Origin of the sequence: Sphaerisporangium aureirubrum, from assembly GCF_042658925.1 — a bacterium.
Lineage (GTDB): Bacteria > Actinomycetota > Actinomycetes > Streptosporangiales > Streptosporangiaceae > Sphaerisporangium > Sphaerisporangium aureirubrum.
The window spans coordinates 1-10,438 of sequence record NZ_JBHSRF010000143.1 but is presented as its reverse complement, the minus strand read 5'-3'; the positions used below and the strand labels follow the sequence as shown (position 1 = coordinate 10,438).

Here is a 10,438-nt window from a genome sequence, read left to right as displayed (position 1 = left end):
GGTTTTGGACAACTGTGAGCATGTGGTGGACGCGGTCGCGGAGTTGTTGCAGCGGGTGCTTCCGGTCGCGCCGGGGGTGCGGGTGCTGGCCACCAGCAGGGAGCCGCTCGGTGTGCCGGGGGAGGTGCTGCATCCGGTGCCGCCGCTGGCGGTGCCCGGCGCGGGGGAGGGCTCGCCCGCGAAGGCGCTGACCTACCCGGCGGTGGCGCTGTTCGCGGCCCGGGCCGCCGCGGTGCGGCCGGGGTTCGCGGTGGACGGCTCCACGGTGGCGGACGTGGTGCGGGTGTGCCGCGAGCTGGACGGGATCCCGCTGGCCATCGAGCTGGCCGCCGCCCGGCTCCGGTCCCTGACCCCCGCGCAGCTGGTCGCCGCCATCGGCGACCGCTTCGCCGCCCTCGGCCGCGGCAGCCGCACGGCCGACCCCAGGCACCGCACCCTGCGCTCGGTGATCGACTGGAGCTGGGACCTGCTGCCCCCCGCCGAGCGCGTGGCCCTGCGCCGCCTCTCGGTCTTCTCCGGCGGCGGCGCCTACTCCGGCGGCGCCACCGCCCACGCCGCCGCCGAGGTGTGCGGCGCCGACCTGGAGGTCCTGTCCTGCCTGGTGGACAAATCCCTGGTCATCGCCGCCACCACCGGGGAGGAAGTCAGGTACCGCCTGCTGGAGAGCGTCCGGCACTACGCGGCGGAAAGGCTCGCAGAAGCGGGGGAGCAGTACGCGGTGCGGCAGGCGCACGCGGAGTACTTCCTCGGCGTGGCCGAACGAATGGAGCCCCGGCTGCGGACGGAACGGCAGCTCGAGGCGATGGCGGTACTGGAGGAGATCAGGGGAGAACTGGACGCGGCCCTGGAGTTCGCCGTGCCCGCGGGACTGGCCCGGACGGCGCTACGGCTGGTCGCGGCACGGCTGTGGTGGTGGGTGATCCAGGGTCGGCGCCGTGAGGCCGCGCACTGGGCGGCGGCGGCGGTCCGGACGGCCGGGACGTGCCCGCCGCCCGGACTGGAGGCCGAGCACGCGATGTGCCTGCTGCTCTCGGCGCACGAGACGGCCGGGGACACGGCACGGGAGCAGGTCGTGGCACGGGCCCTCGAGGTGGTGCAGGAGCGCGGCCACCCGGCCACCCTGGGCTCGTGGGCGATCATGGGCGGATACGGCACCGCCGTGGGCGACGTGCGGAGCCGCGCCGAGCAGGCGGTCCGGCGTTTCGGCGAGCACCCGGACGCCTGGACCCGCGCGACGGCCGGCCTGGTCGGGGCGATCGTGGAGTTCGAGCTCACCCCCGGCGGCGCGCCCCGCGCGGAGGAACGGCTGAGGACGGTGCTCGGGGTGTACCGGGGGCTCGGCGAACGCTGGGGGACGGCCGTCGCGCTGTTCTGGCTGTCGCTGGTGATGGAGAACCGGGGCCGTCCCGCCGAGGCACTGGCCCTGCTGGAGGAGTCGGCGGCCCTCGCGGCGGAGATCGGCGGCACCGACGGCCTGCCCGGTCCCTCGATGCTCCCGGTACGCCTCGGCCAGCTGCGGGCCCGAACCGGCGACCCGTCCGGCGCCGTCCCCGGCCTGGAGCGCGCCCGCGCCTCCGCCGAACGCGGCGGCGACCTGCTGGCCCTGGCCCGCACCTGGCACGCCCTCGGCGAGATCTCCCGCCGCACCGGCGACCACCAGGAGGCCCGCACCCGGCTGACCCGCGCCCTGGACCTCCTGCGCACCGCCGCACTCCCGCCGGAGGAGCACCTACGCGGCCCGGACGAGTACTCGCGCGCCGGGGGCGGGACGCCCGTGGCCGGGATGCGGGGGATCGTGGTGCCGCCGCAGCTGGTGGCGTTCGTGTTCGTCGAGCTGGCCCTGGTGGAGGTCGCGGCCGGGGAGCCGGGCGCGGCGCGGGCCGCCGTCCGGGGGGCGCTGGAGGCGATCGACGCCAGCGAGGACGACACCGCACGGGCCGCCGTCCTGGAGGGAGTCGCGCACTGGTGCCTGTCCGACGGCGACCCGGCCCGCGCCGCCCTGGCCCTCGGCGCCGCCGCGACCCTGCGCGGCGTTCCCACCGGCGACCAGGAGGTCGCCGCGCTGACCCGCCGCTGCGCCGCCCGGCTGGGTGAGGCCGAGTACAAGACCCGGTACGACCTCGGCTCCACGCTGCGCCGCCCCCCGATCACCGCTTTCCTGCCGGACCCCTGAGCGGCCCCGGCTCAGTGCTCCTGGGGCGTGGGCGCGCCGGCGCGCAGGCCGTCGATGACGACGTCGAGCAGCCGGGTGGCGCGGGCGCGCCGGTCGCCGTCGGGGGTGATGCGCCACAGGAAGCCCATGAGGAGCAACACGTCGTCGGGATCCAGGCCGGGACGGACGGCGCCGGCCTGTTCGCAGGCGGCCAGCAGCAGGGTGAGGGCACCGATGAGAGGACCGTGGGTCTCGCGGGCCGGGCCGTCGCCGGCGGCTTCCCGCAGGACCCCGGCCAGGCCGTGCCTGACGCGGCCGTAGTGGGCGAGGCGGTCGAACCACAGCCGCAGCGCGTCCAGCGGAGGGTGCTCGGCGAGCAGGACGGGGGCCAGGTCGGCGAGTGACTGGACGTCGTGGCAGTAGACGGCGAGCACCAGCGCCTCGCGGGTGGGGAAGTGCCGGTAGAGGGTGGCGGGGCCGACGCCGGCCTTCTTGGCGATCGAGTTGAGGGAGGCGTCACCGGAAACGGTGAGGGCCTCGCGCGCGACCTCCAGGATGCGGTCATGGTTCCGCCGGGCGACGGAGCGCGGAGGGGCGGGCCGCTCGGTCATGGTGTCTCCGTCTCCGCAAGGTGGGGCGGCCCTGCCGAACCAGAGGCCTCTCCGGTGGCGTTCGCCTCCGGCGGAGAACTCTCCGCTTAGTAGAGCACAACACGGGCCGCGTCCGGTATCCGGCGACGCTCAAATGCCGCCTTTGACATCGTGCCGGAGGTCGCAGACCCGGAGCGTGAAAATCAGGGCAGGAGAGATACCGCTTCCCGCGGGCCGGTCACCATCGGGCTGACCACTCCGTAGACGCATGGTCCCGTGGTGGTATCGGCTTCCAGCCCGTTGTGCACGGTGACGAAGGTGACGTCTAAATCGAAGTCACCGTTTCTCGCGAAGAGACTCCACACGTACCCGGTACGGCCGGCGTGGCGCATTGCCGTTTTTATGACCCGGGACGAACACCAGTGATTTCACGGGCCTTGCCGAGGACGTCGTACGGCGGTGGTGACGCGTTGTGCTTCCAGTCGTGCGCAGGTGGGGGCGCGGGAGGCGATGACGGCTCCAGGGCGGGAGTGCTCTCGCTCCGCCGTTGCGGTGCCCGGCTGTGATCCCCGGCGTGCCGGGCGCAGGAAAAAGGTTCAATGACACCTTAATGCGAATGTCTCTCGTGAATGCGATTCAGTTTAAACGAACGTCGCATTCGATATCGAGTTTACTGTGCCATGTAACCTGTTTGCCTTGTTGTGAGTCGCATGTCGTCGCCGCCCCTTGGGAGGGAAGATACTTTCAAGATCTCTCGGCCCCTATGGCGGAGAGGCTGCCACATTCACCCCAAAAATGAATCGACATATGGGATAAGATGATTTCTCGTTGTACCTTTAATAATCCCGGATCGCGCGCGCGTAGACGCCAGTTGAAGTGGACGTTCGCGATGACGACAGGAATGTTCCTGGTCCTGTCGTCCCCCGCATCGGCCTATGACGGCACTCCGGCGGGGGGCCCCGGTTCCCCGCGCACGTCGGCGTCCGGCGGCCCGCCCGGTGACGCCGAAGAATGGCGGAGCTTCTACCTCGACTTCAAGAGGAAGCTCTTCAAATGTCGGGGCAAGTGCTGCACCGACATTCGAAGGTGCTTCCTCCGCGCCGGGCCTCCCGGTCCGCCCGGACCGCCAGGACGCCCCGGACCCATGGGGCCTCCCGGGCCCCCCGGATTCGGCCTGGACGGGTCGATGGGACCGGTCGGCCTCACCGGACCGGCCGGACCCCCTGGACAGGCAGGACCTATCGGTCTGACGGGGCCGGCTGGACCGGCAGGACCCATTGGTCTCACCGGGCCGGCAGGACCCGCTGGACCGATCGGCCTCGACGGACCCGCAGGACCGGCAGGACCCGCAGGGCCCGTCGGGCTGACCGGGCCGGCTGGACCGACCGGTGTTGACGGACCCGCAGGACCGCTAGGACCCATCGGTCTCACCGGGCCGGCAGGACCGGCAGGACCCGCTGGACCGATCGGCCTCGACGGACCCGCAGGACCCACTGGACCGGCAGGGCCCATCGGTCTGACCGGGCCGGCTGGGCCGACCGGTGTCAACGGACCCGCAGGACCGGCAGGCCCCATTGGTCTCACCGGGCCGGCAGGACCCGCTGGACCGATCGGCCTCGACGGACCCGCAGGACCCACTGGACCGGCAGGGCCCATCGGTCTGACCGGGCCGGCAGGACCGACCGGTGTTGACGGACCCGCAGGACCGGCAGGACCCATCGGTCTCACCGGGCCGGCAGGGCCGACAGGGCCCGCTGGACCGATCGGCCTCGACGGACCCGCAGGACCAGCAGGACCCGCAGGACCGGTAGGACCGGTGGGGCCCATCGGTCTGACCGGGCCCGCAGGACCTGTGGGACCCGTAGGTCCCATCGGGCCCGCAGCGCCGCCTGTGGATGTCAATGCGACGGTTCTCACGACCGTCAGCGCGCCGCAGTTCGTCGCGTTCGTCAAGCAGGGCGTGACCTATATCCGGGACTCTCGCACCCCGAACACTCCGCATCAGCTGTCCTCGGTGCCGGGTTACCCGGCGGGCGTGCTCTCGGTCGGGCTGGCTCCGTCACCGACGGCCCTGAGTTCCGTGCTCAATGTCACCGTGTCCACGAATACGCGAGTGTTCCAGGCAGGGTGTCTCGTTCAGCCGGAGCCCGGCGTCGGTAACAACCCGGCGTGGCCGGGGAACTGTGGATCGTTCACCGAGATCCTCAACCCGGGCATGTGATGCCGGCGGTGCTTGCCGCGTCCGGAACGCTCCGGACGCGGCAGGCACCGTTTCCGGACGGCTAGGCGGTGCGGGAGCGGATCAGGGTCTCGATGCCGTCCAGGATGCGTTCCAGGCCGAAGTCGAAGGCGTGCACGGGGGCGAAGGCGGCGTTGTGGGCCTCACCGGAGGCGCTGCCGACGCGGGCGGCGAGGGGGTAGCGGGAGGCGTCCATGATGGTGGCCAGGTAGGGGGAGTGGGCGTGCCACCACTGCTCGTCGGTCATGCCGGTCTGCTGGACGGCCTGCGCGGCCTCCACGGCCCCGCGGGCGGCGCCGTGGACGAAGCCGCCGATGAGGGTGACGACCGAGTCCATCTCCAGGTCGGTCAGGCCGATGCCGTCGACGGCGGCCAGCTCGTACTCGTAGGCGCCGCTCACGCCCGGCCCGAGCGGCGGGCGGCTGGTGGCGACGTACAGCAGCCAGGGGTGCCGCTGGTAGAGGGCCCACTTCTGGCGGGCGATGGACGTCAGGGCGGCCCGCCAGCCGCCCTCGACGGCCGGCCGCTCGGATTCGCCGATGACGGTGTCCAGCATGACGTCCAGCAACTCGGCCTTGCCGGGCACGTAGGTGTACAGCGACATGGTGCCCACGCCGAGGTGCTCGGCGACGCGGCGCATGGACAGGGCGGACAGGCCGTCGGCGTCGGCGACCTCGATGGCGGCGCGCACGATGGCGTCGACGCTGAGGTCGGGCCGGCCCTTGCTCTTCCTGCCGGACTTCTCGCGGGTGCGCCACAGCAGGGCGAGGCTGCGCGCGGGGTCCCCCGCACCGGTGTACTCGATGGCCATCGCCGCCGATCCTATCGCCGCACGCCCGCGCCGCAGGTCGCGACGGTCACGGGGCCGGGCGAGGGCGGCGCGCCGCGACACCAGGCGGAACCCAATATCGTGCTCAACGATATATAGTGGCGGCATGAGCGCACGGGCGATGACCGAGCCCGCGTTCCTGGTGCTGACCGCGCTGGCCGACCGGCCGCGGCACGGGTACGGGATCGTGGCCGAGGTGGACAGGCTGTCGGGAGGCGGAGTGCGGCTGAAGGTGGGCACTCTGTACGGCGTGCTGGACCGGCTCGCCGGGGACGAGCTGGTCGTGCTGGACCGCGAGGAGGTGTGGCAGGGGCGGCTGCGCCGCTACTACCGGCTCACCGACGCCGGGGCCGGAGCCTTGGAGGCCGAGGCCGCCCGGCTGGCCGCCAACGTGGCCGGGGCCAGGGAACGGCTGCGCGCCAGGCACGCGGGAGGGACGGCATGAGCCTGCTGGAGGACCGCTACCGGCACGTGCTGCGGCTGCTGCCCGCCTCCTACCGCGCCGGGCGCGAGGAGGAGATGGTGGCGGCGTTCCTGGAGGGCGCGGGCGGGCTGACCGACCGGGACAACCCCCGTCCCCGCTGGTCGGAGATCGCCAGTGTGGCGGCGCTGTCGGTGCGGGTGCGCCTGGCGGGTACCCCGGCGGTGCCGAGGTACCACGCCTGGGGGCGGGCGGTCCGCCTGGCGGCCCTGCTGGGGCTGTTCTTCCACGCGACGCTGAGCTGCCTGTGGTTCGCCGGGTTCCTCAACACCTACGCCCTGCGCGACCTGCTCGGGATCGACGTGCCCGGCGCCCTCGGCACCACGATGCCGCTGGACGCGGGCTCGGCGGAGCGGCTGCTGGACATCGTGTGGGGCTTCACCTGCCTGTTCGGCCTGGCGGCGTTCGCGGCGCTGACGCGGGGACGGCCCGCGGCGGCCAAGGTGCTCGCGGTGCTGGCGCTGCTGTCGGTGTGCGGCGCGACGCTGCGGCTGCTGTACGTGCTGGGCCCCTTCGCCTTCGAGACCATCACGACGCACATCCTGGTGTTCGGGCCGCCGGTGCTCGCCCTGTTCGCCGGATTCCACCGCGACGCCCGCCCGCCCCGCCGCCCCGCCTGGGTGGCCGCCCTGCCGGTCGCGGCCGGCCTGGCGCTGTACGCGGGGCTCAGCGCGCTGAGCGTCGTCACCGATTCCAGCGTGGACGACACCGGCGCGTGGGCCTGGCCCTGGATGGACGAGCCCGGCCTCGCTCTGCTGGCCCTCCTGGCCGCCGCGGCGTACGCCGCGACCCGGCCGCGCACCCCCGGCGGGCGGGACGCCGCGCTCCCCCTGGCGCTGGCCCTGCTGACGCTCCCCCTGGCGGCGGCCCGGTCCATGGTCTTCCTCCACCTGTCCGGCCCGCCGGTCCTGGGGGTCACCTACACCGTCCAGCTGGGCGCCCTGCTGCTGTGCGGGGTGGCCATGCTGGTGATGGCCGCCAGGGCGATGCCCGCCCGCGAGCCCGTCCAGGGGCCGGAGGCGGAGGTCTTCCGGCCCTGAGCACCCGTCGGGCGTCCGTGGCAGTCTGCGAACTGGAACGGGCTGCGGGCGTGGATCGCCCAGCCGGGGCAGGGGCGCGGTACAGCTGTTATGGGGCCCGCGTACCGTGATTCACCGCCGCGGTCGGCTCCGCGCGGAGCGGGGACCTTCGACTCTGTCGCGCGGGCCCGGACCGGAGAAGGCTCGCCTCAAGGCGCCGGTCGGCCGGCCTCCAGTGGTGAGGCGGGCGGGGCCGCCCTCGACGGCGGCGCCGGCGGCACGGCGCCGTGAGCCCCGAACGGAGCCTGACCATGAACGGCTGGACCATTGCAGTGATCATCGTGGCCGTGCTGCTGCTGGTATTCGTGCTGGCGGTGCGGATCGTCAAGCAGTACGAGCAGGGCGTGCTGTTCCGGCTGGGCCGGGTGCAGGGGGTACGCCAGCCAGGTCTGCGGCTGATCATCCCCATCGTCGACGTCATGCGGCGGGTCTCGATGCGGATCGTCACGATGCCGATCCAGTCGCAGGGCATCATCACCCGCGACAACGTCAGCGTCGACGTCTCGGCCGTGGCCTACTACAAGGTGGTCGACGCGACCAAGTCCGTCGTGGCGATCGAGAACGTCCGCGCCGCCATCGACCAGATCGCCCAGACCACCCTGCGCAAGGTCGTCGGCCAGCACACCCTGGACGAGACGCTGTCGGAGACCGACCGCATCAACCTCGACATCCGCCAGATCCTCGACGTCACCACCGTCGAATGGGGCGTGGAGGTGACCCTGGTGGAGCTGAAGGACATCCAGCTGCCCGACACGATGAAACGGGCCATGGCCAAGCAGGCGGAAGCCGAGCGGGAGAAGCGCGCCAAGATCATCAGCGCCGAGGGCGAGCACCTGGCCGCCACCGCGCTGGGCGAGGCCTCCGACATCATGATGGCCCACCCGCTGGCCCTGCAGCTGCGCAACCTGCAGAGCCTGGTGGAGATCGGCGTGGACAAGAACAGCACCGTCGTCTTCCCCGCCCCTCTGATGACCACCATCGCCGAACTCGGCGCCTTCCTCGCCCGCGAGAAGGCCGCCGCCGAGCCCACGCCCCCCAGGGACCTGCCCGTACAGGTCCCGGCTCCCGCAGGCAACGGCGTGGCGGACATCGCCTGACCGGAGATGGGCCGCTCGCCTTCCTGACGAAGGCCTCTGGCATCGGGGCCCTTCGCCAGGCGCGCGGGGCGGTCGTCGATGGTGCATCGGTGGTCCCTTCGACCGGGTGGTGGGGGCCACGAACGAGACGACGTGGGAACGATGGGGGAGCGGCCAGCGGGTTGGTGGCCGTCGCGGCTGGGGCGGGAACAGATGTCGGCCGGACTGGTGACCATGATGAACGCCACCTTCGCCCTTGCCGACGTCCCCTGGCGGTCATGCTCGCCGCCGTCGCTGCGGTACCGCCCCTTCCCGCGCCGGCTGGGATGGACGGTCGCCGCGGCGGCCCTGGCGTACGCGCTGCTCTTGGTGAGCGTCGTCGCCGGCACAGGGCCGCCAGCCCGGGAGGCGCCTTGAGTTACGCCCTCTATCCCGCGCTCGTGGTCTGGCTGGTCCCTGTCGTCATCGTCATGATCATGCGGATCCGGCACCTCTGACGCGGCGGAGTACACGCCGTCCGGTCGCGTCTAGCCGCGCGGGCCATGCCGCCGGCAGGGCCCGCGCCGCCGGGCGTCATGGCGCGGGGGACGGGAGGGTGGCGATGACGACGGCCGCCTCCAGGGCCGGGTCGGTGACGGCGCGGGCGCGCAGGCCGTCACGGGTGAGGGCGCGGGCCAGGCCCGGGGCCTGGCGGGTGCTGGTCTCCAGCAGCAGGTGACCGTGCGGGGCCAGCCACCCGGGCGCCTCGGCGGCGACCCGCCGCACCACGTCCAGGCCGTCCGCGCCGCCGTCCAGGGCGACCATCGGCTCGTGGTCCCGGGCCTCTGCGGGCAGCAGCCCGATCTTCCCGGTGGGCACATAGGGCGCGCTGGCGACCAGCAGGTCCACCCGCCCGCGCAGCGCGTCCGGCAGCGCCCGGTAGAGGTCCCCCTGGTGGACCCGCCCTCCGTGCACGGCCACGTTGCGGCGGGCGCAGCGCACCGCCGCGGCGTCGACATCCGCGGCGTGCAGTTCCACCCCGGCCACCCCGGTCAGCCCTGCGGCCACGGCGGCGCCCACCGCCCCCGTGCCACAGCACATGTCGACGACCACCGTCGGCGCGGCGGGACATGGGCCGCCCGGAGGGAGAGCCGTCCCGGGCCGGGGGAGTGTCGTGCCCGGTGTCGTGCCCGGTGTCGTGCCCGGTGTCGTGCCCGGTGTCGTGCCCGGTGTCGTGCCCGAGGTCGTGCCCGAGGTCGTGCCCGAGGTCGTGCCCGGTATGGCGGGACCGGAGCCGCTCGGGGTGGGGGCCGTCCCGGGCTGTGGGGTGAGCGATGGGGTGGCCAGGGCGAGAGCTTGGCGGACCAGGAACTCGGTGCGGCGGCGGGGGACGAAGACGCCGGGGTCCACGCCGATACGGAGGCCGTAGAACTCGGCCCAGCCGAGGACGTGCTCCAAGGGGTGGCCCGCGACGCGCCGATCCACCATGGCGGCGAGGTCGGACGGGGTGCGGGCGGTGGCGACGATCAGACGTGCCTCGTCCTCGGCGAAGACGCAGCCGGCGGCGCGGAGCCTGGTGACGACGGCGGGCGGCGGCAGGGAGGACGGGACGGGCGAGGGGGAGGACACAGAAGCCGACATTGGTGCCTTTCGGGATGCCGTTCGGGCGCTCCCTCGGTCACCTACCGCCCGGTCGGCGGCGCGGACGTGAGGGGGAGAACCCGGCCTGATCTGGCGGTAATGGGTCTCACCTCCTAGGTGCGCGTCTCGCTGGGGCGGGGTTACCCTACCCGATTTCCCACCACGACAGGACCCCCGGTGGGGGTGGTCCCGCTCACCACCCCCCACCATCACCCATCACCACCATCACCCATCACCACCATCACCACCCATCACCACCATCACCACCCATCACCACCATCACCACCCATCACCACCCATCACCACCCATCACCACCCATCACCGCCCATCACCCCCATCACCCCCATCACCCCCATCACCCCCATCACCCC

Annotated in this window: 9 protein-coding genes; 6 read left to right on the top strand and 3 right to left on the bottom strand. The window is 73.0% G+C overall.

The window, feature by feature from the left end; translation table 11 throughout:
* Positions 1–2,173 (top strand): ATP-binding protein (locus ACFP1K_RS40270; protein WP_380763716.1); only part of this gene is annotated, 2,173 nt, incomplete at its 5' end.
* 11 nt (positions 2,174–2,184) lie between these two features.
* On the opposite strand, the gene ACFP1K_RS40265 is transcribed toward ACFP1K_RS40270, so the two are convergent.
* Positions 2,185–2,763: a TetR/AcrR family transcriptional regulator gene (locus tag ACFP1K_RS40265; RefSeq protein WP_380763714.1), complete on the bottom strand. Its 579-nt coding sequence runs from the start codon at positions 2,761–2,763 to the stop codon at positions 2,185–2,187.
* A gap of 1,870 nt (positions 2,764–4,633) precedes the next feature.
* Here ACFP1K_RS40265 and ACFP1K_RS40260 point away from each other — a divergent pair.
* A complete protein-coding gene (locus ACFP1K_RS40260; protein WP_380763712.1) occupies positions 4,634–4,963 on the top strand; it encodes a hypothetical protein in 330 nt (109 codons plus the stop codon).
* 61 nt (positions 4,964–5,024) lie between these two features.
* Here the strand turns inward: ACFP1K_RS40260 and ACFP1K_RS40255 are convergent, their stop codons facing one another.
* Entirely contained in the window at positions 5,025–5,792 is a 768-nt protein-coding gene (locus tag ACFP1K_RS40255; RefSeq protein ID WP_380763710.1) for a TetR/AcrR family transcriptional regulator, read from the bottom strand.
* Positions 5,793–5,916: 124 nt separating this feature from the next.
* On the opposite strand from ACFP1K_RS40255, the gene ACFP1K_RS40250 reads away from it, so the two are divergent.
* The 4 genes from ACFP1K_RS40250 to ACFP1K_RS40235 all read left to right on the top strand — a co-directional run bounded on the left by ACFP1K_RS40250 (position 5,917) and on the right by ACFP1K_RS40235 (position 8,863).
* The gene (locus tag ACFP1K_RS40250) at positions 5,917–6,255 is read left to right on the top strand and encodes a PadR family transcriptional regulator (protein WP_380763708.1); all 339 of its coding nucleotides are present in this window, start codon (positions 5,917–5,919) and stop codon (positions 6,253–6,255) included.
* A complete protein-coding gene (locus tag ACFP1K_RS40245) occupies positions 6,252–7,331 on the top strand; it encodes a hypothetical protein (protein ID WP_380763706.1) in 1,080 nt (359 codons plus the stop codon). Before ACFP1K_RS40250 ends, ACFP1K_RS40245 begins: the two co-directional genes overlap by 4 nt.
* 290 nt (positions 7,332–7,621) lie before the next feature.
* Positions 7,622–8,467 carry a slipin family protein gene (locus ACFP1K_RS40240; protein ID WP_380763704.1) on the top strand — a complete coding sequence of 282 codons (846 nt, stop codon included), beginning with the start codon at positions 7,622–7,624 and terminating at the stop codon, positions 8,465–8,467.
* A 192-nt stretch (positions 8,468–8,659) separates the two neighbouring features.
* Entirely contained in the window at positions 8,660–8,863 is a 204-nt protein-coding gene (locus tag ACFP1K_RS40235; RefSeq protein ID WP_380763702.1) for a hypothetical protein, read from the top strand.
* Between the two features lie 156 nt (positions 8,864–9,019).
* Here ACFP1K_RS40235 and ACFP1K_RS40230 read toward each other — a convergent pair whose 3' ends face one another.
* Positions 9,020–10,054: a methyltransferase gene (locus ACFP1K_RS40230; protein WP_449329182.1), complete on the bottom strand. Its 1,035-nt coding sequence runs from the start codon at positions 10,052–10,054 to the stop codon at positions 9,020–9,022.
* Positions 10,055–10,438: the final 384 nt, after the last annotated feature.

What these genes read in the sequence shown, in the direction of transcription:
- ACFP1K_RS40255 (WP_380763710.1), bottom strand. Translation starts at nt 5,792, where the DNA reads ATGGCCATCGAGTACACCGGTGCGGGGGACCCCGCGCGCAGCCTCGCC.
- ACFP1K_RS40240 (WP_380763704.1), top strand. Translation starts at nt 7,622, where the DNA reads ATGAACGGCTGGACCATTGCAGTGATCATCGTGGCCGTGCTGCTGCTG.
- ACFP1K_RS40265 (WP_380763714.1), bottom strand. Translation starts at nt 2,763, where the DNA reads ATGACCGAGCGGCCCGCCCCTCCGCGCTCCGTCGCCCGGCGGAACCAT.
- ACFP1K_RS40245 (WP_380763706.1), top strand. Translation starts at nt 6,252, where the DNA reads ATGAGCCTGCTGGAGGACCGCTACCGGCACGTGCTGCGGCTGCTGCCC.
- ACFP1K_RS40235 (WP_380763702.1), top strand. Translation starts at nt 8,660, where the DNA reads ATGTCGGCCGGACTGGTGACCATGATGAACGCCACCTTCGCCCTTGCC.
- ACFP1K_RS40250 (WP_380763708.1), top strand. Translation starts at nt 5,917, where the DNA reads ATGAGCGCACGGGCGATGACCGAGCCCGCGTTCCTGGTGCTGACCGCG.